Consider the following 23084-nt stretch of genomic DNA (forward strand, 5'->3'; position numbering starts at 1 on the left):
TTTTGGCGATCCCCCCTTTCCGCGGTCAGGAACGCCCTCGTGTTCGACAGGATTCTGATCGTCTGCACCGGCAACATCTGCCGTAGCCCCATCGCCGAGCACCTGCTGCGCGAAGCCTTGCAGGGCAGTGACATCGCCGTCAGCTCCGCCGGGCTCGGCGCGCTGGTCGACCATCCCATCGACGGCACCGCCCTGGCCACCCTCCAGCACCACGGTCATTGTCCGCCATCGCACCGCGCACGCCAACTGACCGCCGAGCTTGCCCATGAGGCCGACCTGATCCTGACCATGGAGCAGGGCCAGATCCAGAGCATGATCCAGCGCGTCCCCGAAACACGCGGGAAGATCTTCCTGCTCGGCAAGTGGCAAAGCGAGCAGGAGATTCCCGACCCGTACCGCCAGGGACCGGAAGCCTTCGAGCATAGCTACGGGTTGATCGAGCGTGCCGTGGCCAGCTGGGCAGAGCGCCTGCTGGCGCGCCGATAGTTCGACGGCCGACAAACGTAGCGTCCGCTCTGCCACGACCGCGTAGCAAAAAGACTACGCTGAGGTTCTGCCCGACCATATTCCGCAGTTTGGTCTCTCCAGGTAGTCGCTCAACTGACTCGGAGCCTGCGTCTGAATATGAAGACACCTCATATCACCAAGGTCGCGATCATCCACTACTGGTGGCTGAGCAATCGTGGCGGCGAGGCCGTCTGCTCCGCAATTGCGGAGCTGTATCCCGATGCGGATATCTTCATCCATGTCTGCGATGAGCAGGTCGTGCGCCAGGCGTTGCCTGGAAACTTCCAGGGAAAGATAGGCACGACATTCATTTCGAAACTGCCCAAAGCGCGCAGGCACTATCAGAAATACCTGCCCCTCATGCCGCTTGCGCTCGAACAGCTCGATCTCACGCCGTATGACCTGATCATCAGTAGCGAATCCGGCCCGGCCAAGGGCGTCATTACCCGCCCTGACGCCGTTCACATCTGTTATTGCCATTCGCCCATGCGCTACGTGTGGGACATGTACCATGAGTACCTGTCCGGAGAGGGGCGTTTCGTTCGAACACTGTTCCCCGTCATTGCCCACTGGCTCAGGGTCTGGGACAGGCTTTCGGCGGACCGCGTCGACTACTTCATCGCCAACTCGACCTTCGTTGCATCGCGCATCCGGAAGTTCTACCGGCGCGACTCGGAAATCATCTTTCCCCCCGTCAACGTCTCGGACTTCAATCCGCGGCTGGAGCGGGATGACTTCTATCTGTGCCTGGGCCAGCTGGTCGCCTACAAACGCGCCGACATGGCGGTCGAAGCCTTCAACAGGCTCGGACTCCCTCTGGTGGTTGTCGGCGAAGGCGAGCTGTTCGAGTCGTTGACGAAGATCGCCGCGCCAAACGTCAAGTTGATGGGGCGTCAGCCCTTTTCAGTCATTCAGGATCTGCTGCAACGCTGCCGAGGTTTGATTTTCCCGGGGATGGAGGATTTCGGCATCGTCCCGGTCGAAGCCATGGCGGCAGGCGCTCCGGTGATCGCCTATGGAAAAGGCGGCGCCCTGGACACCGTCATTCATGGCAAGACCGGCATTCTGTTTCAGGAACAAAGCGTCGATGCATTGATGGAGGCCGTCAGGCAGCTTGAGCGTGGCGAGTTCGATTTCACTCCGGCAGAAATGCACCTGCATGCGCAGCGTTTCGCAAAACCCGTATTCCAGCAGCGCATCAAGGCATTCGTGAACCAGGCACTGACCCAGACGCCCTCAACGGAAAGACACGACCCCGGCTCACCTCACGAAGTCAGGCAGCACTCCTGAACCGGTGGCCATCCCGTTTTCATGACCGGTGAATACTCACCCATTGCAGGTCCATCATGCGCTGTGCCGTCATCTTCGGAGGCTCCGGCTTCATAGGCGTTTTCTTTGCCAGGCACCTGCTGGCAACGGGAGCCTTCGAAAAGGTCTATCTGTTCGACAAGGAACAGGTCGCCGACAAGCCTTTCCCCTATCGAACCAGGCTGGTGCAGGAATCTGCCGGCATCGTCGAGGTTCGCGGCGATGTTCGCCAACCCATCGACTGGACGCCCGCGGAATCGATTTCGCTCATCGCGAACTTCGCCGCCGTGCATCGCGAACCCGGTCATGACGACTTCGAGTATTACGAGACCAACCTGCAGGGCGCCCAGCATGTCTGTGCCTGGGCCGAACGCGTGGGTTGCAACGACATCATCTTCACCAGTTCGATCTCTCCCTACGGGCCGAGCGAGGAACAGAAGGACGAGCGCTCGCTGCCCGTCCCCATGACCGCCTATGGCGGATCGAAACTGGTGGCGGAGAAGATGCACCTGGCCTGGCTCGCGGCCGACCAGGACACGCGGCACCTGGTGATCGTGCGGCCCGGCGTGGTGTTCGGTCCCGGCGAGGGCGGCAATGTCTCGCGCCTGATCAAGGCGGTGCTGCGTCACTACTTCTTCTACATGGGCAACCGCGATACCCGGAAGGCCGGCACCTACGTCAAGGAGCTGTGCAATGCCATGTACTGGATGCTCGAACGGCAGAAGGCCCAGGGGGAGCACTACTCACTGTTCAACATGTCGATGAATCCCGGGCCGTCGATCCAGGACTATGTCGATACCGTCTGCCAGGTGGCCGGGGTTAAACGGCGCGTGCCGGAAATCCCCTTCCACGTCCTGCTTGGCGCCGCCCATTGCATAGACCTGGTCGCCCGCCCACTGGGCATTCGCCACCCGTTCAGCCCGGTGCGTATCCGCAAGCTGGTGCGTTCCAACAATATCCATCCCGCTCGCCTCGTCGAACTGGGTTACCCCTATCAGTTCGACCTGAAGTCCGCCTTCAGCGACTGGAAGTCCGCCGCGCCCGAAGAATGGCGCTGACCAGGGAACCCGTCGCACCCGGCATGTTCCAATGCTTCGTCCCTGTGCGCTGATTCATCGCACCTCCGGGTTTTCCCCGACGGCCTCCGTCCGTTACTCTCCGCGCCTCATTTTCACCTCGACGGCCAGCCTGGCCGCCGAGCTTCGCTCAAGGAAGTCTCGATGTTGCGAATCCCTGCCCTGCTGGCCGGCGCCCTGCTCTCCGTCAACGCCTTCGCCCTGTCCCTCTCCGACCTCAGCCAGAGCGACGCATCCACCGGTCTGAAGGACGCTCTGACCCAGGGCGCGCAGGTGGCCGTGAAACAGCTCAGCCAGCCCGGCGGCTTCAGCAATGACCCGCAGGTACGCATCGAGCTGCCCGGCAAGCTGGGCAAGGCCGCCAGGACCATGAAGCAGTTCGGCATGGGCGCCCAGGTCGACCAGCTGGAAGCCAGCATGAACAAGGCCGCCGAGGCCGCCATGCCGCAGGCCCAGGCGCTGCTGGTGGATGCGGTGAAGAAGATGACCGTGACCGACGCCAAGGGCATCCTCCAGGGTGGCGACCATGCCGCCACCGACTACCTGAACCGCAGCAGCCGCGAACAGCTGCGCGCCAAGTTCCTGCCGATCATCAAGCAGGCCACCGACCAGGTCGGGGTGGCCAAGCAGTACAACGCCTTCGCCAGCCAGGCCGCCGCCTTCGGCGTGGTCGACGCCAAGAGCGCCAACGTCGAGAACTACGTGACCGAGGAAGCGCTGGACGGCCTGTTCAAGATCATCGCCGAGCAGGAGAAGAGCATCCGCCAGGACCCGGCCGCCGCGGCCACGGGGATGGCGAAGAAGGTGTTCGGGGTGCTCTGAATTTCTTCAGCATGACAATGAAAAAGCCCGGCATCTGCCGGGCTTTTTCATGCCTGCTCCTACGGGGAAACGCGGTAATGACCGGCTGGTGTAGGAGCGGACCTTGTCCGCGAAATCCATCGCGGCGGGCTGGTTGCCACCAGGGAATCACCTCGGCATGACGCCCGATCCGTCCACAGCGCTCGTCCTTCAACGCCGGCGTGGCGCGGGGCTTCGCGGACAAGGTCCGCTCCTACGGGAACCGAAACGCCGGAGCTAGCCTGTAGGAGCGCGCCATGCGCGCGATTCGCGGGCATGGCCCGCTCCTACAGGTCCACTCCGCAGCCCTCTCAGGCTTCCTTCTTCACCCTGAACCACGCCGCATACAGCGCCGGCAGGAACAGCAGGGTGAGCGCCGTGGCAACGATCAGGCCGCCCATGATCGCCACCGCCATCGGCCCGAAGAACACGCTGCGCGACAGCGGGATCATCGCCAGCACCGCCGCCAGCGCGGTCAGCACGATGGGACGGAAGCGCCGCACCGTGGCTTCGATGATCGCGTGCCAGGTGTCCAGGCCGTGGGCACGGTCCTGTTCGATCTGGTCCACCAGGATCACCGAGTTGCGCATGATCATCCCGGCCAGCGCGATGGTGCCGAGCATCGCCACGAAGCCGAAGGGCTTCTGGAACACCAGCAGGAACAGGGTCACGCCGATCAGCCCCAGCGGCGCGGTGAGGAACACCATGATCATCCGCGAGAAGCTGCGCAGCTGGATCATCAGCAGGCTCAGCACCACCACGATGAACAGCGGCACGCCGGCGTTCACCGAGTTCTGCCCCTTGGCCGAATCCTCCACGGTGCCACCAACCTCCAGCAGATAGCCGTCAGGCAGCTCGGCGCGGATCGGGTCCAGGGTCGGCGATATCTGCTTCACCAGGGTCGCCGGCAGCGAGTCGTCATAGATGTCGGCGCGCACGGTCACGGTCGGCAGGCGGTTGCGCCGCCAGATGATGCCTTCCTCGAAGCCATACTCCAGGGTCGCCACCTGCGACAGCGCCACGCTGCGGCCGCTGCTGGTCTGCATCGACAGGCTCGGCAACTGCGACAGGTCATGCCGTTCGCGCTCGTCGCCGCGCAGGAGGATTTCGATCAGCTCGTTGTCCTCGCGGTAGAAGCTCACGGTGGAGCCGGTCAGCGAGCTCTGCAGGAACTGCGAGATGTCCGCCGTGCTCACCCCGAGGGCGCGGGCGCGCTCCTGGTCGATATCGAGGAACACCGCCTTGCTCGGCTCCTCCCAGTCCAGGTGCACGTTCACCACGTGGGGGTTCTCGCGCATCTTGTCGGCGACCTTGCGCGCCAGCGCACGGACTTCCGGGATGTGCTCGCCGGAGACGCGGAACTGCACCGGATAGCCCACCGGCGGGCCGTTCTCCAGGCGGCTGATACGGGTGCGCAGCGTGGGGAAATCCTCGTTCATGTGCTTGATCAGCCACTGGCGGATTTCCTCGCGGGCCTCCAGGTTCTTCGCCAGCACCACGAACTGGGCGAAGCTCGCCGCCGGCAGTTGCTGGTCCAGCGGCAGGTAGAAGCGCGGCGAACCGGTGCCGACGTAGGCGACGTAGTTGTCGATGCCCGGATGCTCGGCCAGCATCTTCTCCAGGCGGTTGACCTGCTCGGCGGTGGCGGTGAGCGAATCGCCCTCGGCCAGCTTCAGGTCCACCAGCAGTTCCAGGCGCGCCGACGGCGGGAAGAACTGCTGCGGCACCAGGCGGAACAGCATGATCGAGCCGATGAAGGCCGCCACGGTGAGGAGGATCACCGTCTTGCGGTAGCGCACGCACCACTCCACCACGCGGCGGAAGCGCTGGTAGAAGGCGGTCGAATACGGGTCGTGGCCCTTGTCGGTGCCGCCGTGCTTCTCCGCGTAACGCTTGGCCAGGTCCGGCAGCAGCTTCTCGCCCAGGTAGGGCACGAACACCACGGCGGCGATCCAGGACACCAGCAGTGCGATGGTCACCACCTGGAACAGCGAACGGGTGTACTCGCCGGTGCCGGATTGCGCAGTGGCGATCGGCAGGAAGCCGGCGGCGGTCACCAGGGTGCCGGTGAGCATCGGGAAGGCGGTGCTGGTCCAGGCGTAACTCGCCGCCTTGAGGCGGTCGTAGCCCTGCTCCATCTTCACCGCCATCATCTCCACGGCGATGATCGCGTCGTCCACCAACAGGCCCAGCGCCAGCACCAGCGCGCCGAGGGAAATCTTGTGCAGGCCGATGCCGAAGTAGTACATGGCAGCGAAGGTCATCGCCAGCACCAGCGGAATCGACAGTGCTACCACCAGGCCGGTGCGCAGGCCGAGGGAGAAGAAGCTCACCAGCAGCACGATGATCAGCGCCTCGGCCAGCACGCGGACGAACTCGCCCACGCTCTCGCGCACCGCCTCTGGCTGGTCGGACACCTTGCGCAGCTCCATGCCCGCCGGCAGGGTCTGCTGCAGGCGCGCGAATTCGGCGTCCAGCGCCTTGCCCAGTACCAGGATGTCGCCGCCGTCCTTCATGGCCACGGCGATACCGATGGCGTCCTCGCCCATGAAGCGCATGCGCGGCGCAGGCGGGTCGTTGAAGCCCCGGTGCACCTCGGCCACGTCGCCGATGCGGAAGGTGCGGTCGCCGACGCGGATCGGGAAGGCACGGATGTCCTCCACCGAATCGAAGCGGCCGGAGACGCGCAGTTGCACGCGGTCGGTGGTGGTTTCGAAGAAGCCGGTGGCGGTCACCGCGTTCTGGTCTTCCAGCGCCTTCTGCACCGCCGCCAGCGGCAGGCCGAGGGTGGCGAGCTTGGTGTTGGACAGGTCGATCCAGATCTTCTCGTCCTGCAGGCCGACCAGCTCGACCTTGCCCACGTCCTTGATCCGCTGCAGCCGCAGTTGCAGGCGGTCGGCGTAATCCTTGAGCACCGCGTAGTCAAAGCCCTTGCCCGACAGCGCGTAGATATTGCCGAAGGTGGTGCCGAACTCGTCGTTGAAGAACGGCCCCTGGATGCCCTGCGGCAGGGTGTAGCGAATGTCGCTGACCTTCTTGCGGATCTGGTACCAGAGCTCGGGGATATCGCGGGAGCGGAAATCCTCGCGGGCGATGAAAGTGACCTGGGATTCGCCGGGGCGGGAGAAGGAAACGATGCGGTCGTAGTCGCCGGTTTCCATCAGCTTCTTCTCGATGCGCTCGGTCACCTGGCGCGAGACTTCCTCGGCGGTCGCGCCCGGCCAGTTGGTCTTCACCACCATGGCCTTGAAGGTGAACGGCGGGTCCTCGCTCTGCCCCAGCTTGGTGTAGGACAGCGCACCGACGATACCCAGGAGCAGCATGAGGAACAGGACGATCTGACGGTTCTGCAGCGCCCAGGCGGAAAGGTTGAATTGCATCGGGCGTTACTCCTTCGCCACCAGCTTGACCGAACGGTTTTCCCGATCGACCGGCCGTACCTCCTGCCCTTCACGCAAAACCTGCACGCCCGCGGCCACCACCCAGTCGTCGCTGCTCAGCCCTTCGAGCACCGGCACGCGGTCCTCGGCGAAGGGGCCGATGCGCACCGGGCGGCGGTGCAGGGTGGAATTCTTCGGATCGACCACCCAGACGAACGGCTTGCCACCCTCGGCGGTCACCGCCGCCAGCGGTACCGCCAGCGGCACCTTGCCGGCGGCCTGGATGTAGACCCGCGCACTCTGGCCCAGCTCGGCGGGCACCTTGGTGTCATCGAAGGCGACCCGCGCGGCGAAGGTGCGCGACTGCGGATCAGCGGCCGGCGACAACTCGCGGATCTTGCCGCTGAAGCGCTTGTCGCGCTGCGACCAGAGTTCGACGCTCACCGCCTCGCCAATGCGGAAGCGGTCGATGGCATGTTCGGGGAAGCTGATCAGCACTTCGCGATCGCCGTCGGCGGCCAGGGTGAAGACGGTCTGCCCGGCGGCGACCACCTGCCCCACTTCCACCCGGCGCGTTGCGATCACGCCGTCCTGGGGCGCACGCAGAATCGCGTAGTCCGCCTGGTTGCGGGCCACGTCGTACTCGGCGCGAATCTGCTTCAGCCGCGCCTCGCCGGCGCGGTAGGTGTTCTCGATGTTGTCGAACTGCGACTGGCTGACCAGTTGGCGTTCGAGCAGCGTCTTGTAGCGGGCGTATTCGGAACGCACGGTCTGCAGGTTGGCCTCGGCGGCGGCCACCTGGGCGCGGGTGGCTTCGAGCTGCAGGCGCACATCTTCCGGATCGAGCTCGGCCAGCGGCTGGTCCTTCTTCACGCGCTCGCCCACCTCGACCAGTCGTCGGCTGACCTTGCCGCCAATGCGGAAAGCCAGCTCCGGCTCATGCCGGGCATGTACCTCGCCGGGGTAGGCTTCGGTAACATCCCGCGCCGGCAACGGCTGCACCACCATGGCCGGGCGTACCGCCGGCTTGGGCGGCTCGCCGGAACCGCAGGCGGCCAGGGACAGGGAAAGGACGACGGGGAGCGCGACAGACAGAGCATGGCGGAACATGATGTGTGACCTTTCGCAAAGCGCGGTTGAATTCTTATACTCCCCGGTATAGTAAAAATACAGAACCCACCAGTCCAGTATTAGAAATGTAAAAACATGTCACTCACGACTCCCTCCAATGGGCCGGGTCGCCCCAAGGACCCCGCCAAACGCAAGGCCATCCTCGACGCGGCGAAGGACCTGTTCATTCGCCTCGGCTACGACGGCAGCAGCATGGAAGCCATCGCCGCCGAGGCTGGCGTGTCGAAACTGACCGTCTACAGCCACTTCACCGACAAGGAGACGCTGTTCGTCGAAGCGGTTCAGGCCAAGTGCGCCGAGCGCATGCCCGAGCTGTTCGCCGAGCCGCCGGCCGACGCGCCCTTCGAAAGCCTGCTGCTGACCCTGGCGCGTGGTTTCAACCAGCTGATCAACAGCCCCGAGGCGATCTCCCTGAGCCGGCTGATGGTGGCCCAGGGCGCGGGGAACCCGCACCTGTCGCAGCTGTTCTTCGAGGCCGGCCCGCAACGTGTGCTGGACCTGATGGAGCGCCTGCTGGAGCAGGCGCGCCAGCAGGGCAAGTTGCAGATGGACAGCCCGCGCCGGGCGGCCGAGCACTTCCTGATGCTGGTGCAGGGCTGCGTGCACTTCCGTCTGCTGATCGGCTGCGAGACGGCGCCCACGGAAGCGGAAGCCGAGGCGCATGTGCAGGAGGTGGTGGCATTGTTCCTCAAGGCCTTTGCGCCCTGATGCAGCCGTGACCGGCTGATCGCGGGCATGGCCCGCTCCTACAATTGCTTCGATGTTCCCCTGTAGGAGCGGGCCATGCCCGCGAAACGCGCCGGCAGGCGCGTAGGCTCAGCCCTTCAGGCTTTTCAGCGGATAGATGTCATAGCGGCTGGACTTGCCTTCGAGGCTGTAGCTCGGCTTCTGTCCCTCGATGATCGGTGCCTTGCGCGGGCGCTTGACCACCACGCGGTGGCTGGCCAGCTTCAATGCCGCCTCCAGCAGCGCCGGAGCGTCCAGGTCGTCGCCCACCAGCGGGCGGAACAGGCGCATTTCCTTCTTCACCAACGCGCTCTTGTCGCGGTGTGGGAACATCGGGTCGAGGTAGATCACCTGCGGCGCCTCCCCTTCCCAGGCGGCCATGCGCTCGATGGCGTTGCCCTGCAACAGACGCATGCGCGCGACGATGGCGCCCACCTCGAAATCCCCCGCCGCACGAGTCAGCCCGTCTTCCAGCAGCGCAGCGATGATCGGCTGGCGCTCGGTCAGATCCATCTCGCAACCCAGGGTCGCCAGCACGAAAGCGTCTTTGCCCAGCCCAGCGGTGGCGTCCAGCACACGGGGACGCACCCCCTGCTGGATACCGACCGCCTTGGCGATCATCTGCCCGGCGCCGCCGCCGAACTGGCGACGGTGCGCAGTGGCGCCTTCGAGGAAGTCCACCCGCACCGGACCGGGCGAATCCGGCCCCAGTTGCAGCAGCTGCAAGCCATCGTCGCCCAGTTGCAGGGCGAAGTCCGCATCACCCTCGCCCATCGGCAACCCGAGCCGCTGCGCCCATTGCTCGGCGGCAGCCTGCCAGGCAGGCGCCAGCGCCTGGACGACGATGCGCGGCGGGGTAAGGGTCTCGGTCATGACGGGCGATCCTGGAAAAAACCGCGATTCTAGCGCAGCCCGGCCCTCTACGGACTCAAGGGCTCAACTACGGAACAGCTGATTGATCCGGTCGAACGGCATCGCCCCGCCCATTGGCTTCAGGTCTCCCTTTGCCAGCGACTCGGCGGCGCTGAAGAAGGCACCGAAGGCCACTCGAGCCAGGTTCGAACCGACGCTGACACGCTTCACGCCCAGCTCGGCCAACTCCTGCAGACTCACCTGCAACGCCGGCGAGCCTACCAGCACGTTGACCGGCCTTGGCGCGACGGCGCTGACCACCGCGGCGATCTCCTCCCGCGTTTTCAGCCCCGGCGCGTAGAGCACGTCGGCGCCGGCCTCGGCGAAGGCCACCAGGCGCTTGATGGTGTCGTCCAGGTCGTTACGACCGTGCAGCAGGTTCTCCGCCCGCGCCGCCAGGGTGAAGGGGAACGGCAGTGCGCGAGCGGCCTGCACGGCGGCGGCGACTCGCTCCACGGCCAGTTCCAGGGGGTAGATCGGCGCATCCGGACGCCCGCTGGCGTCCTCGATGGAGCCGCCGACCAGCCCGCAGGCGGCGGCAAGACGGATAGTCTCGGCGCAGTCCTCCGGTTCGTCGCCGTAACCGTTTTCCAGGTCGGCAGCCACCGGCAGCGGCGTGGCCTCGATGATCGCCCGCGCATTGGCCAATGCCTCCTCTCGGCTCACCGCGCCCTCAGCGTCAGGGCGACCCAGGGCAAATGCCAGACCTGCGCTGGTAGTGGCGAGCGCTTCGAAGCCCAGATGGGCGAGCATCTTCGCCGAGCCGGCGTCCCAGGGGTTGGGCAGAACGAACAGACCGTCGCGCTGGTGCAGCGCCCGGAACGCTTCGCCGCGCAGTTGTTGATGGGTCATGGCCATCTCCTTGCCGAACAGGGGAAGGAGCAGGTTAGTCCCCTCACCGCCGACCCGCCATGCACAGTTGGCCGCTCAGAGCAGGCCCAGCTGTTCCACTTCAGGCGCAGGCACCACCAGCGCCGGCAAGCCCGGCAGGCGCTCGCGCAACAGCGCGTGGAAACGCTGCGCCTGCTCGGCCGCGCGGTGGTTGTCCGGGGTGTGCAGAAAGACGTGGGGCGTCAGCCCCTGCTCGATCCACTCCGCCACCTTGGCGATCCACGGCGTAAGGAAGGCGGCGTTGGCCTGCAGATCGGGACCACCGATGAAGCGCACCTGCGGGCTGTCGCTGAAGGCCGCCGGACGCACCGGTACCTTCGGCTTCTTCGACTGCGCATGCAGCACCGCGGGGTCGTCCGAGCGGCAGGCAAACAGTGCGCGGGAGTCCAGGCAGATGCGCTCGACACCGCGATCCAGCAACAGCCGGTTCAGCGCTCGCTCCTCCTCGCCCTTGGCGAAGAACGCCGGGTGCCGCACTTCCACCGCCATCCGCCGCTCGGCAAAGGCATCCAGCCAGGCCGCCAGCTCGCCAAGACGATCCGGGCCGAAACTCGCGGACACCTGCAGCCACAGCGGCGCGACCCGCTCGCCCAGCGGCGCCAGCAGGTCGAGGAAGTCCTGGGTGTTTTCCAGTTGCCCGCGCAGGTCGCCTTCGTGGCTGATGTCGCGGGGCAGCTTGGCGCAGAAGTGGAAGTCCGCCGGCATGGTCTGCGCCCAACGCCTCAAGGTCTCGGCATTAGGCCGGGCGTAGAAGGTCGTGTTGCCTTCCACCGCGTTGAACACCTGGGAATAGAAACCCAGCGTCTCGGCAGCACGCAGATCGTCGGGATAGAAAGTGCCGCGCCAGGCCGGCTCATTCCACGAGGGACAGCCCAGGTAGTACGGCAAGCTCATGGAATCAGGCGTAGAGGTCGAGACCCAGGACTTCCTGGCCCTCGTACTGGCCGCCCATGCTGGCGGTGCTGGCGTAGCTGGCCAGCGCCTGGGCGGCGCGGGAACTCAGCGGGCGCTGGTAGTCGAGATTGTCGCGCAGGGTGGCCGGCACGCTGTAGCTGCTGGCGTTGCCGGCTTCGACGCGGCGCGCTTGCGGCTGCTGCTCGAAGCCCTGACTGGCCGAGGCCGGCGCGGGTCGCTCGCGGCGGGATTCGAGGTCACGCTGCACTTCCCGATAGGGCGTGACCGCAGTGCCCGTGCGGGCAGTGCGCTCAGGCGCCTGGGAAGTGGAAACGAGACCGTCGATACGCATTTCGTGGAAACTCGGAGGGGATAGCCATCACTCTAACGAGGGCCCCATGCCTTGGCAATTGGCATGGATCAGGCCTTCTTGGGGGTCGCCACGTTGTCGCGCAGGTAAACCGGCTGGGCCTGCTCTGCGTCAACCGCTTCGCCGCGCGCCCAGGCGAATTCGGCCAGGGTCAGCAGGTCTTCAGCGTGGGGCAGCAGGCTGGCGTCATGGGCCGCGACCTTCACCGCCAGGCGCTCCTCGAAGCCCCAGCCGGTGCCGGAGCCGAACCATTCGCCCTGGGCGTCGCCCGGCAGCGCCACGCGCTCCGGCGGCAGCACCGCTTCGGCGCCGGCCAGGCGCATCTCGCCCTGCTCCACGCGGTAGCAGCCCCAGTACACCTCGTCCATGCGCGCATCGATGGCCGCAGCCACCTGGCTCGCGCCATGCTCGCGGTGGGCACGCTGGGCCAGCACCGCCAGATCGGAAATCGGCAGCACCGGCTTCTGCAGCGCGAAGGCCAGGCCCTGGACCACGCCGATGGCGATGCGCACGCCGGTGAAGGCGCCGGGGCCGCGACCGAAAGCGATGGCGTCCACGGCGGCCAGCTCGATACCGGCTTCGCCGAGGATGTCCTGCACCATCGGCAGCAGGCGCTGGGCGTGCAGGCGCGGGATCACCTCGTGGCGAACATACCGGCGACCGTCATGCAGCAGCGCGACGGAACAGGCTTCGGTCGAGGTATCCAGGGCCAGCAGCGTGGGCATGGTGTTTTCCATAAGACGTCAAAAAAAGGGGAGGCATTATAAACGCCAAAGGCCCGCATTGTGCGGGCCTTTGGCATTGCGCGGGGCAATCAGCTCAGAGCGGCGAACACCTTGGCGGTGATCTGCTCCACCGAGCCGACACCTTCGACGCGGGTGTACTTCGGGGTGCCTTCGACGGCGGCCAGCTTCTGGTAGAAATCGACCAGCGGCTTGGTCTGCGAATGGTAGACCGACAGGCGGTGACGCACGGTTTCTTCCTTGTCGTCTTCGCGCTGCAGCAGGTCTTCGCCGGTCACGTCATCCTTGCCTTCCACCTTCGGCGGGTTGTGCTGGATGTGGTAGACGCGGCCGGAGGCGGCGTGTACGCGACGACCGGCCATGCGGCCGACGATTTCCTCGTCGTCCACGGCGATCTCGATCACGTTGTCGATGGTGACACCGGCTTCCTTCATGGCCTCGGCCTGGGGAATGGTGCGCGGGAAGCCATCGAACAGGAAACCCTTGGCGCAGTCGGGTTGAGCGATGCGCTCTTTCACCAGGTTGATGATCAGGTCATCGGAGACCAGACCGCCGGCGTCCATCACGCTCTTGGCCTTCAGGCCCAGTTCGGTGCCGGCCTTGACCGCCGCACGCAGCATGTCGCCGGTGGAGATCTGCGGAATGCCGAACTTCTCAGTGATGAAGCGAGCCTGGGTACCTTTGCCGGCACCGGGCGCCCCGAGCAGAATCACACGCATCGATATGCTCCTTAATACTTGTTAAGCGAAATCACGGATCCGCCTCTTGGGGCCAATCTCATCATGCTTTTAATGGCGCAAATGCGCGCCGAAAGGTTGCTCACGATACACAGCGGCCCCCCACCATACAAGCCGCCCTCGGCGACCGTACACGCCGATCGCGGGCGGGAAAACCACCCTCGATCAGCCTTCAAATTACCCCCATTTCGGGGTCGTGCAATCCACCATTAGTGGGGGGTCGAGCGACCTCAGCCGGTGTTGCGCAGACCGGCGGCGATACCCGCCACCGTGACCAGCATCGCCTGCTCCAGACCGCCGCAGGCGTCGCCCGCGCAGCGCCGGGAGCGCGCGAGGAGTTCGGCCTGGAGCAGGTGCAGCGGGTCCAGGTAAGTGTTGCGCACACCGATCGATTCGCGCGTCTCGGCGGCGTTGCCGAGCAACTGGGATTGCCCGGTCAGCCCCAGCACCACGCGCACCGACTGCGACAATAGGTCGCGTAAATGTGCACCTAATGGTCGCAGTTCCGATTGCACCAGTCGCTCGTCATAAAGTTGGGCAATTTCCCGGTCGGCCTTGGCCAGCACCATCTCCAGCATGTCGATGCGCGTGGTGAAGAACGGCCACTCCTTGCGCATGCGCCCCAGCAAGGCGCCTTCGCCCCGTTCGATGGCGTTGAGCAGGGCGTTTTCCCAGCCCAGCCAGGCCGGCAGCATCAGCCGCGTCTGGGTCCAGGCGAAGATCCAGGGAATCGCCCGCAGGCTCTCCACGCCGCCCTCGCGGCGCTTGGCCGGACGGCTGCCCAGCGGCAGACGGCCCAGCTCCTGCTCCGGCGTGGCCTCGCGGAAGTAGTCGACGAACTGCGGGTTCTCCCGCACCACCGCGCGATAGGCCGCCAGCCCGTCGGCGGCGAGCCGGTCCATCTCCTCGCGCCAGGCCGGTTCCGGCACGGGCGGCGGTTGCAGCGTGGCTTCCAGCACGGCGGCGAGATAGAGGTTGAGGTTCTGTTCGGCGATGCCCGGCAGGCCGAACTTGAAGCGGATCATCTCGCCCTGCTCGGTGGTACGGAAACGCCCGGCCACCGAGCCCGGCGGCTGCGAGAGGATCGCCGCGTGGGCCGGGCCGCCGCCACGGCCGACGGTGCCGCCACGGCCATGGAACAGCAGCAGCTCAACGTCGTGGTTGCGGCAGATATCCACAAGAGCCTCCTGCGCGCGGTACTGCGCCCAGGCGGCGGCCAGGGTGCCGGCGTCCTTGGCCGAGTCGGAGTAGCCGATCATCACTTCCTGCGGGCCGGCCAGGCCGGTGCGGTAGCTGTCCAGGCTAAGCAGACGGTCGATGCAGGGGCCGGCGTTGTCCAGATCGTCCAGGGTCTCGAACAGCGGCACCACGCGCATCGGTCGCTGCAGCCCACACTCCTTGAGCAGCAGCTGCACGGCGAGCACGTCGGAGGGCTGCCCGGCCATGGAGATGACGTAGGAACCCAGCGACGCCGCCGGCGCCTCGGCCACCACCCGGCAGGTCGCCAGGACTTCGGCGGTTTCCGGCGAGGCCTGGTGGTTGGCCGGCAGCAGCGGGCGGCGGCTGGCCAATTCTTCCAGGAGGAATTCCTGGCGCACGCTTTCGTCCCACTCGGCGTAGTTGCCCAGACCGAGGTACTCGGTGATTTCGCTCATCGCACGAGCGTGGCGCGTGGAGTCCTGGCGCACGTCCAGGCGCACCAGGAACAGGCCGAAGGTGGCAGCACGGCGCAGGGAGTCGAGCAGCGCGCCGTCGGCGATCACGCCCATGCCGCAGTCGTGCAGCGAGCGGTAGCAGAGCTGCAGGGGTTCGAGCAGTTCGCGGTTGTCCTGCAGCACCTCCGCGCACGGCGCTTCGCCACTGTGGATGGCCCGCTCGGCCCAGGCGCGGGTGGCGCGCAGGCGTTCGCGCAGTTGCTTGAGCAGCGCACGATAGGGTTCGGCAACGTCGCCCACCTCGGCGCGCAGCTCGTCGCTGGCCTGTTGCATGGAGAGGTCCGAAGCCAGGCTGTCGACATCGCGCAGATAGAGGTCGGCGGCCATCCAGCGCGCCAGCAGCAGGACTTCGCGGGTGATGGCGGCGGTAACGTTGGGGTTGCCGTCGCGGTCGCCGCCCATCCAGGAGGCGAAGCGGATTGGCGCGGCGGACAGCGGCAAGCGCTCGCCCAGCGTCTGCTTCAGGGTGGCGTCGACGTGCCGGAGGAAGGCCGGCAGCGCCTGCCACAGCGAGTGCTCGATGACCGCGAAGCCCCATTTGGCTTCATCCACCGGGGTCGGCCGGGTGCGGCGGATTTCGTCGGTGTGCCAGGCCTCGGCGACCAGCCGCTGCAGGCGTTGGCGCACGGCTTCGCGCTCCTCCGGCAACAGGTCGGTATGGTCGTCGGCGGCCAGTTGTGCGGACATCGCGTCGTATTTCTGGATCAGGGTGCGGCGCGCCACTTCAGTGGGGTGCGCGGTCAGCACCAGCTCGATCTCCAGGTCCGCCACCTGCCGCGCCAGCCCTTCGGCGCCCAGGCCGGACTTGCGCAGGCGGCCGAGCAGTTCGCCCAGCACGCGGTTCTCGAAGGGTTCCGGCTCCTTGGGCGTGCGCCGGCGGATGCGGTGGTACTGCTCGGCGATGTTGGCCAGGTTGAGGAACTGATTGAAGGCCCGCGCCACCGGCAGCAGTTCGTCCTCGCTCAGTGCGTCGAGGGTCGCCGTCAGTTGCCGGGCGCCGTCCGCCGAGCCGCGCCGCGCGGCCTTGGCGCCGGTGCGGATGAGTTCGATCTTGTCGAGGAAGCCCTGGCCGTACTGGGCGCGAATGGTCTGCCCCAGCAGCTCGCCCAACAGGTGAACGTCCTCGCGCAGGCGCGCATCGATATCGGCCATGACTGTCTCCTTGATTGAGAGTCCTTGATGGCTAAGCGTTCTACACAGTGCCGCTGGCGACACACACTGACAAGCGTGCGACGAACGCCAGCCTTCCAGCTCGGACAGCGACTAGGCTCAAAGTGATCCCGAAGCGCTCGGGAAAACCCCCAGGCGGACCCACGAGGCCCGCCCCACATGCCCGCCACGAACGGGCCACAGAGGTGAACATGAAAATCCGCGATCTGGTACGCCATTGGGAACAGAACGCCAGGGGGCGCATGACCAAGCATCACTACAGCATTCCGCTGGACGTGGAGACCGCCGCGCGGCTGGCGGCTTTGCACGACATGTACCCCAAGCGCAGCGCCGAGGAGCTCCTGGGGGAACTGGTCGGTTCGGCGCTGGAGGAGCTGGAAGCGAGCTTCCCCTATGTGAAGGGACAGAAGGTGGTGGCGCAGGACGAACAGGGTGATCCGATCTACGAGGACATCGGCCCGACGCCGCGCTTCCTGCAGCTGTCGCGCAAGTACCTGCATGAACTGACGGATACCGAGGGGCAGGCCAACCACTCCTGAACGAAAACGCCCCGGCAATCGCCGGGGCATTTGATCTCGCCCTTGTAGGAGCGGGCCACGCCCGCGATCGCGCCCATGGGGCGCTCCTACAGGGTGCAATCAATGCCGGCCGTGGACGCCGGGCACATGCAGGTGCCCCGCCTCGGCGCAGGCTTCCGGAACGACCGACGGCTCCGCCGGCTGCTCCAGCTCGCGCAGGATGCCGCAATCCTCGCTGTTGCCCTCGCCGCTGCAACGCGCACGCAGGTCGCGCAGTTGCTGGCTGAGCGACTGCAGCTCGGCGATCCGCACTTCGACATGGTGCAAATGCTCGTCGATCAGCCGGTTGGCGGTGCCGCAGTCGGACTCGGGGCGATCACGCAGGCCCAGCAGGATGCGGATTTCCTCCTGGGTCATGTCCAGCGAGCGGCAATGGCGGATGAACGACAGGCGCTCCACATGAATGGCATCGTACTGCCGGTAGTTGCCCTCGCTGCGCGACGGCTCCGGCAGCAGGCCCTCGCGCTCGTAATAGCGGATGGTCTCCACCGGGCAACCGGTCAGCTTCGCCAGTTCACCGATCTTCATCTTCAACCTCCTGGGTAAAGACGGCTTGACTCTGTAGTTACTACAGGGTGTGCAATCGGCAGCAACTCGTCAAACAGGAACGGACGACATGACTGCCAATCGCCAGGGCCCGATCATCCACGGCCCCGTCCAGGATCAGGAACACAGCGACGCCACAGCATGCTGCGGCTGCGACAAGGGCGCACTACTCCGCGCGCCAGCGGCCGAACCTGCCGCTCACAACCACGGCCACGGCCACGGCCACGGCCATGATCACGATCACGATCACGATCACGATCACGATCATGGTGAGGATCGCCGTGCGCTCGCGCAGGAAGCCGCAACGGCGGCAGGCGGCGCTGCCAGCGGCGAACTGCGCTGGACCAGCCTGCGTATCGAAGCCATGGATTGCCCTACCGAAGAACGCCTGCTGCGCGACGCCCTCGGCCGCGTGTCGGCGGTGGAAGACCTCGACTTCAACCTGATGCAGCGCCTGCTGCGGGTACAGCACCGCTTCGACAGCATCGAGCCGCTGCAGAAACTGGTGGCGTCCCTCGGCATGCAGGCCGAGCCGCTGGACGAGAACGCCCTTGCCTCCGCACAACCCGCCAAGCAGAAACCCTGGTGGCCGCTGGCGCTGGGCGCTGTCGCGGCAGCGGGCGCGGAATTTTTCGAATGGTTCGCCATCGGTCCGCAGTGGCTGGTGGCGGCGCTGGCCGTCGCGGCCATCCTCGGCGCCGGCCTGCCGACCTACCGCAAGGGCTGGATCGCGCTGAAGAACCGCAACCTCAATATCAACGCCCTGATGAGCATCGCCGTGACCGGCGCCATGCTGATCGGCCAGTGGCCAGAAGCGGCGATGGTCGCCGTGCTGTTCGCCATCGCCGAGCTGATCGAGGCGAAATCCCTGGAGCGTGCGCGCAATGCCATTCGCGGTCTGCTGCAACTGGCGCCGGAACAGGCCACCGTGCAGGTCGACGGCGAATGGCGCGAATTGCCAGCCAAGTCGGTGGCGCTGAACGCCCGCGTCCGCGTGCGCCCCGGCGAGCGCATCGCCCTGGACGGTGAAGTGCTCGACGGTCGCTCCAGCGTCAACCAGGCGCCCATCACCGGCGAGAGCCTGCCGGTGGAGAAACAGGCCGGTGACACCCTGTTCGCCGGCACCATCAACGGCGAGAGCGCGCTGGAATACCGCGTCACCCGCGTCGCCGACGACAGCACCCTGGCGCGGATCATCCACGCCGTGGAAGAAGCCCAGGGCTCGCGCGCGCCGACCCAACGCTTCGTCGACCAGTTCTCGCGCATCTACACCCCGGTGGTGTTCCTCATCGCCATCGCCACTGCCCTGCTGCCGCCGCTGTTCTTCGGCGGTGCCTGGCTGGACTGGGTGTACCGCGCCCTGGTGCTGCTGGTGATCGCCTGCCCCTGCGCCCTGGTGATCTCCACCCCGGTGACCATCGTCAGCGGCCTTTCGGCGGCGGCACGCCTCGGCATCCTGATCAAGGGCGGGGTATTCCTCGAACTGGGCCGCTCGCTGGACTGGATCGCCCTGGACAAGACCGGCACCCTGACCGAAGGCCGCCCGCGCCAGACCGACTACACGGCGCTGCGCGAACTGGCCGGAGCCGATGTGCGCGTCCTGGCCGCCAGCCTGGCCGCGCGCTCGGACCATCCGGTGTCACAGGCCGTGGCCCGTGCCGCCGAAGCGGAAAACCTTGCGCTCTACGGCGTTGGCGAGCTGACCGCCCTGCCCGGCCGTGGCGTGAAGGGCGAGATCGACGGCCGTACCTATCACCTGGGTAACCACCGCCTGGTGGAAGAACTGGAGCTGTGCTCAAAGGAACTGGAAGCCCGCCTCGACGCCCTCGAACAGCAGGGCAAGACGGTGATCGTGCTGCTCGATGCCGAAGGTCCGCTGGCCCTGTTCGCGGTGGCCGATGCGGTCAAGGAAACCAGCCGCGAGGCGGTGGCGCAGTTGCACGAGCTGGGCGTGAAGACCCTGATGCTCACCGGCGACAACCCGCACACCGCCGCCGCCATCGGCGCCCAGGTGGGCATCGATGCGGCGCAGGGCAACCTGCTGCCGGAGGACAAGCTCAACGAAGTGAAGCAGCGCCAGGAAGGTGGCAAGCGCGTCGGCATGGTCGGCGACGGCATCAACGACGCCCCGGCCCTGGCCCGCGCCGACATCGGCTTCGCCATGGGCGCGGCGGGCACCGACACCGCCATCGAAACCGCCGGCGTGGCGCTGATGGATGACGACCTGCGCAAGCTGCCGTCCTTCATTCGCCTGTCGCGCCAGACCCATCGGGTGCTGATCCAGAACATCAGCCTGGCGCTGGGGATCAAGGCGGTGTTCCTGGCGCTGACCCTGGCCGGCGAAGGCACGCTGTGGATGGCGGTGTTCGCCGATATGGGCGCCAGCCTGCTGGTGGTGTTCAACGGGTTGAGGTTGTTGCGTTACCGGGGCTGATGTCCTGAGCTTCAGACTCACTCCCGCCCTTGCAGGAGCGAGCTTGCTCGAGAACGACGCCGGCCTTGCCGGCGGATCGCGGGCATGGCCCGCTCCTACCAAGGCGCAGCGGATTCAACCTGTAGGAGCGGACTCCGTCCGCGATGCTTCTTGTTTGGGTTTTCAGAGTCGCTTCGGCGTGTGCTGGAAGATTTTGTTTCGCCCCCTCGGGCGAGTTACTTCTTCCAAACGCCGAAGAAGTAACCAAGAAGGCTTGCCCCTGCATCCGGCCCCGGCTTCGCCGGGGTTCCCTCGCTCCATCGAAGTTTCAGGGGCCCGCCGCGAAGGGCCATCCCTGGCCCATCGCGGCTCTCGTAGGAGAGACGGGGGCGCCTAGCCCTTGTCCGCGAAATCCCTCGCGGATGAATCCATTTTCACCGAGGAACACCGGTGCTTTGCGCCTGCGTAGGAGCGGACTCCGTCCGCGATGCTCTTGCTTTTCGTAGGGCAAATAACGCGCAGCGTTATCCGCCACGATGGGTATCGCTGCGCTCCACGCCATCCTACGTTCGAGGTCCTCGGTGACGGCAATGGCAGCCCTCAGCCGAGAAGCCGCCGGTACAACTCCGCCATCTCACCCGAGAACGCCACCAGCACCAGTTCCTTCAACGAACTTCCCTGCCCGCGCGGGCGCCGCAATTCATCGACGGCGATCTGCGCCGCCGCTTCGGCAGGGTAACCATAGATACCGGTGCTGATCGCCGGAAAGGCGATGCTGGCGAGGTTCTTCTCCTCGGCCAATTGCAGGCTGTTGCGGTAGCACTGGGCGAGCAACTCCGGCTCGCCATGCCCGCCGCCCCGCCAGACCGGCCCGACGGTGTGGATGACGTAACGCGCCGGCAGGCGGAAACCGGGGGTGATCTTCGCCTCGCCGGTCCCGCAGCCACCCAGCGGGCGGCAGGCGGCGAGCAGCTCCGGGCCGGCGGCCCGGTGGATGGCGCCGTCGACACCACCGCCGCCCAGCAGCGAGCTGTTGGCGGCGTTGACGATGGCGTCGAGGTCGAGTCGGGTGATGTCGCCCTGCCAGACGCGGATTTCGGGGTGGCTCATGCTGCTTCCTCCCTTGTCGGCGGCGTCAGGGCTGCCCCATCACTTCACTTGCTGGGGAGTCTCCTGACCCATGCAGCGTACGGCACGCTTGCGGCCGTCGACCAGCACGCCGGTCAGGCCCTTCTGGGTCATGTCGAACATCACCAGCACGCCGTCGATGCACTGCGCCTGCTGGTCGGCCGGCTCCAGCGACAGCTTGGTGTCCTGGCCCGGGATGCTCTTGAGCATGGTGAACTGGCTCAGCTCCAGCGCATCCTCGGGTTTGGCGAAGTGCAGGTAACCGTAGTACCAGAGCGTACCGATCGACACGAAGATAGTGGCAATGACGGTGAGGATGTAGGAGATCGGATTGCGGTCGTTCATGGCTTGCCTTGTTCTGTGGAGCCCGCCTTGACGGGGTCCGGCGTTGACGAGTTCGGGACTTCGGCCAGCCGGCGCAATCCGGTGAAGTGCTGCGGGTCGTCGAGGAAGCGCAGCATCACTTCGCGCCAGACCGGTTCGCCGAAGGTTTCCACGTGGTTGCCGCGGGTCAGCTGGAAGACTTTCGGCGGCGGCGCGGCCTTGTAGAGGGCCAGGCCGTTGTCCAGGGGCACAATGGTATCGTCGATGCTGTGGAAGAACAGCACGGGTGCGCCAGAAAGTCGCGGGATCGAACGAATCGCACTGTCACCGTCGGGCACCACCCAGGACAGCGGCACCTGCAGCGGCCAGGTCAGCCAGGAGTTGCCCAGGGTGTAGCGCGCCACGCCGCGGTAGCTGGCCGGCACGCCGTCGAGCACCACGGCGTACAGTTGCTTCTGCCGCTCAGGGTGCAGGCCCAGGTAATGCACCGCCATGGCGCCGCCCAGGCTCTGGCCGAGCAGGATCACCGGCTTGCCCTGCACCTCCGGCGCCTTGTCCAGCCAGGCGAAGGCGGCGTCGATGTCCTGGTAGATCGCCGGCAAGCTGGGCGAGCCCTCGGAGTGGCCATAGCCTCGGTAGTCGACCATCAGTACCTGGTAGCCCTGCTCCGGTAGCCAGTAGGTGCCGCCCAGGTGCCAGGCCATGTTGCCGCCGTTACCGTGCAACTGCAGCACGGTGCCCTTGACCGGTACGCCGGCCTTGGCCGGCAGCCACCAGCCGGCGAGCTTCACGCCGTCGGCGGTGGTCAGGGTGATGTCGCGGTACTCCAGCTTGGCCCGAGTGGGGGTGATGGCGACGTCGTCGCTGGGGTAGAACAGCAGGGAACTGCAGCCGGCCAGCAGGGCCAGGCAGGCAACGAGAGCGAGACGCACGGCGATCATTCGGGGTTGGTCCTTACCTCTTCACGGGCACGGTAGGTGGCGTCGTAGATGCGTTCGGCCAGCCGCGAGAACGGCAGGCTCTGCAGCCAGACGGTACCGGTGCCCTTGAGGGTGGTCAGCAGCAGTCCCTCGCCGCCGAACAGCATGCTTTTCAGGCCACCGGCCAGTTGCACGTCGTAGTCGATGTCATCGGTGAAGGCCACCAGGCAGCCGGTGTCCACCCGCAGCGTCTCGTCCTTCAGTTCGCGGCGGATCACCGTGCCGCCTGCATGAACGAATACCAGCCCGTCGCCCTCAAGCTTCTGCAGGATGAAACCTTCGCCACCGAAGAAGCCGGCGCCCAGGCGCTTGGCGAAGGCGATGCCGCCCCTGGTGCCATACGCCGCGCAGAGGAAGGAGTCCTTCTGGCAGATCAGCGTGCCGCCCACCTCGCCCAGGCGCACCGGCACCACGCTGCCGGGATATGGCGCGGCGAAGGCCACGTGCTGCTTGACCTGGGTTTCGTTGGTGAAGTGGGTCATGAACACCGACTCGCCGCTGAACTTGCGCTTGCCGGCGCTCCACAGCTTGCCCAGCAGGCTGGTGTCCGAGCCGTCGCCCATGCGCGCGGCGAAGTGGATGCCGCCGGTCATGTAGTTCATCGCGCCGGCTTCGGCGATCACCGTTTCGCCGGGGTCCAGCTCGATCTCCACGCTCTGCATGGATTCGCCGAAGATGCGGTAGTCGAGGTCATGGCTGGGCATAGCGGGCTCTC

General features: G+C 66.2%; 21 protein-coding genes. 7 read left to right on the forward strand and 14 right to left on the reverse strand.

Translation table 11 applies throughout. The annotated features are described in order from the left end of the window. Window positions 1-39 precede the first annotated feature (39 nt). From ACQ5BL_RS09770 to ACQ5BL_RS09785, 4 genes are all read left to right on the forward strand, one after another. Window positions 40-486: a low molecular weight protein-tyrosine-phosphatase gene (locus ACQ5BL_RS09770; RefSeq protein WP_243808734.1), complete on the forward strand. Its 447-nt coding sequence runs from the start codon at window positions 40-42 to the stop codon at window positions 484-486. A 138-nt stretch (window positions 487-624) separates the two neighbouring features. Beyond that, window positions 625-1797 (forward strand): glycosyltransferase, encoded by a 1173-nt coding sequence (locus tag ACQ5BL_RS09775; protein ID WP_243808733.1) that lies wholly within the window; start codon window positions 625-627, stop codon window positions 1795-1797. A gap of 56 nt (window positions 1798-1853) precedes the next feature. Then, complete coding sequence (locus ACQ5BL_RS09780; protein WP_207885464.1) at window positions 1854-2873, forward strand: NAD-dependent epimerase/dehydratase family protein; 1020 nt, start codon at window positions 1854-1856, stop codon at window positions 2871-2873. 162 nt (window positions 2874-3035) lie between these two features. Next, window positions 3036-3713, forward strand: a complete 678-nt coding sequence (locus tag ACQ5BL_RS09785; RefSeq protein ID WP_243808732.1) for a DUF4197 domain-containing protein — start codon at window positions 3036-3038, stop codon at window positions 3711-3713. A 329-nt stretch (window positions 3714-4042) separates the two neighbouring features. On the opposite strand, the gene ACQ5BL_RS09790 is transcribed toward ACQ5BL_RS09785, so the two are convergent. Both ACQ5BL_RS09790 and ACQ5BL_RS09795 read right to left on the reverse strand, forming a co-directional pair. Next, entirely contained in the window at window positions 4043-7111 is a 3069-nt protein-coding gene (locus tag ACQ5BL_RS09790; protein ID WP_430293106.1) for an efflux RND transporter permease subunit, read from the reverse strand. Window positions 7112-7117: 6 nt separating this feature from the next. Beyond that, window positions 7118-8221: an efflux RND transporter periplasmic adaptor subunit gene (locus tag ACQ5BL_RS09795; RefSeq protein ID WP_243808730.1), complete on the reverse strand. Its 1104-nt coding sequence runs from the start codon at window positions 8219-8221 to the stop codon at window positions 7118-7120. A gap of 96 nt (window positions 8222-8317) precedes the next feature. Here ACQ5BL_RS09795 and ACQ5BL_RS09800 point away from each other — a divergent pair, with 96 nt between their 5' ends. Further along, the gene (locus ACQ5BL_RS09800) at window positions 8318-8950 is read left to right on the forward strand and encodes a TetR/AcrR family transcriptional regulator (RefSeq protein ID WP_207885468.1); all 633 of its coding nucleotides are present in this window, start codon (window positions 8318-8320) and stop codon (window positions 8948-8950) included. Between the two features lie 108 nt (window positions 8951-9058). On the opposite strand, the gene ACQ5BL_RS09805 is transcribed toward ACQ5BL_RS09800, so the two are convergent. From ACQ5BL_RS09805 to ppc, 7 genes are all read right to left on the reverse strand, one after another. Beyond that, on the reverse strand, window positions 9059-9841 hold the full coding sequence (locus tag ACQ5BL_RS09805; RefSeq protein WP_243808729.1) for a class I SAM-dependent methyltransferase: 783 nt from the start codon (window positions 9839-9841) through the stop codon (window positions 9059-9061). Between the two features lie 63 nt (window positions 9842-9904). After that, window positions 9905-10732, reverse strand: a complete 828-nt coding sequence (locus ACQ5BL_RS09810) for an isocitrate lyase/PEP mutase family protein (protein WP_243808728.1) — start codon at window positions 10730-10732, stop codon at window positions 9905-9907. Between the two features lie 75 nt (window positions 10733-10807). Further along, window positions 10808-11665 (reverse strand): DUF72 domain-containing protein, encoded by an 858-nt coding sequence (locus ACQ5BL_RS09815; RefSeq protein ID WP_243808727.1) that lies wholly within the window; start codon window positions 11663-11665, stop codon window positions 10808-10810. Window positions 11666-11669: 4 nt separating this feature from the next. Further along, complete coding sequence (locus tag ACQ5BL_RS09820) at window positions 11670-12017, reverse strand: hypothetical protein (protein ID WP_243808726.1); 348 nt, start codon at window positions 12015-12017, stop codon at window positions 11670-11672. Window positions 12018-12085: 68 nt separating this feature from the next. Next, window positions 12086-12760: a tRNA (adenosine(37)-N6)-threonylcarbamoyltransferase complex dimerization subunit type 1 TsaB gene (gene tsaB, locus ACQ5BL_RS09825; protein ID WP_243808725.1), complete on the reverse strand. Its 675-nt coding sequence runs from the start codon at window positions 12758-12760 to the stop codon at window positions 12086-12088. An 89-nt stretch (window positions 12761-12849) separates the two neighbouring features. Further along, window positions 12850-13497, reverse strand: a complete 648-nt coding sequence (gene adk / locus ACQ5BL_RS09830) for an adenylate kinase (protein ID WP_207885474.1) — start codon at window positions 13495-13497, stop codon at window positions 12850-12852. A gap of 248 nt (window positions 13498-13745) precedes the next feature. Further along, window positions 13746-16382, reverse strand: a complete 2637-nt coding sequence (ppc, locus tag ACQ5BL_RS09835) for a phosphoenolpyruvate carboxylase (protein ID WP_243808724.1) — start codon at window positions 16380-16382, stop codon at window positions 13746-13748. A gap of 209 nt (window positions 16383-16591) precedes the next feature. On the opposite strand from ppc, the gene ACQ5BL_RS09840 reads away from it, so the two are divergent. Further along, window positions 16592-16939 carry a pilin assembly protein gene (locus ACQ5BL_RS09840; protein WP_243808723.1) on the forward strand — a complete coding sequence of 116 codons (348 nt, stop codon included), beginning with the start codon at window positions 16592-16594 and terminating at the stop codon, window positions 16937-16939. 99 nt (window positions 16940-17038) lie between these two features. Here ACQ5BL_RS09840 and cadR read toward each other — a convergent pair whose 3' ends face one another. Then, window positions 17039-17506, reverse strand: a complete 468-nt coding sequence (gene cadR, locus ACQ5BL_RS09845; protein ID WP_243808722.1) for a Cd(II)/Pb(II)-responsive transcriptional regulator — start codon at window positions 17504-17506, stop codon at window positions 17039-17041. Between the two features lie 88 nt (window positions 17507-17594). On the opposite strand from cadR, the gene ACQ5BL_RS09850 reads away from it, so the two are divergent. Continuing rightward, window positions 17595-19958, forward strand: coding sequence for a heavy metal translocating P-type ATPase (locus tag ACQ5BL_RS09850; RefSeq protein WP_243808721.1), 2364 nt, complete (start codon window positions 17595-17597; stop codon window positions 19956-19958). Between the two features lie 579 nt (window positions 19959-20537). On the opposite strand, the gene ACQ5BL_RS09855 is transcribed toward ACQ5BL_RS09850, so the two are convergent. The 4 genes from ACQ5BL_RS09855 to ACQ5BL_RS09870 are packed head-to-tail and all read right to left on the reverse strand — an operon-like array spanning window position 20538 to window position 23073. Next, complete coding sequence (locus ACQ5BL_RS09855) at window positions 20538-21047, reverse strand: O-acetyl-ADP-ribose deacetylase (RefSeq protein WP_243808720.1); 510 nt, start codon at window positions 21045-21047, stop codon at window positions 20538-20540. A gap of 39 nt (window positions 21048-21086) precedes the next feature. Then, window positions 21087-21410, reverse strand: a complete 324-nt coding sequence (locus tag ACQ5BL_RS09860; protein ID WP_207885479.1) for a hypothetical protein — start codon at window positions 21408-21410, stop codon at window positions 21087-21089. Next, window positions 21407-22330, reverse strand: coding sequence for an alpha/beta hydrolase (locus ACQ5BL_RS09865; protein WP_243808719.1), 924 nt, complete (start codon window positions 22328-22330; stop codon window positions 21407-21409). The genes ACQ5BL_RS09860 and ACQ5BL_RS09865 overlap by 4 nt, the downstream gene beginning before the upstream one ends. Further along, window positions 22327-23073, reverse strand: a complete 747-nt coding sequence (locus ACQ5BL_RS09870) for a TIGR00266 family protein (protein ID WP_243808718.1) — start codon at window positions 23071-23073, stop codon at window positions 22327-22329. The genes ACQ5BL_RS09865 and ACQ5BL_RS09870 overlap by 4 nt, the downstream gene beginning before the upstream one ends. Between the last annotated feature and the right edge of the window lie 11 nt (window positions 23074-23084).

Origin of the sequence: Pseudomonas sp. B1-22, assembly GCF_050474425.1 — a bacterium.
Classification (GTDB): domain Bacteria; phylum Pseudomonadota; class Gammaproteobacteria; order Pseudomonadales; family Pseudomonadaceae; genus Pseudomonas.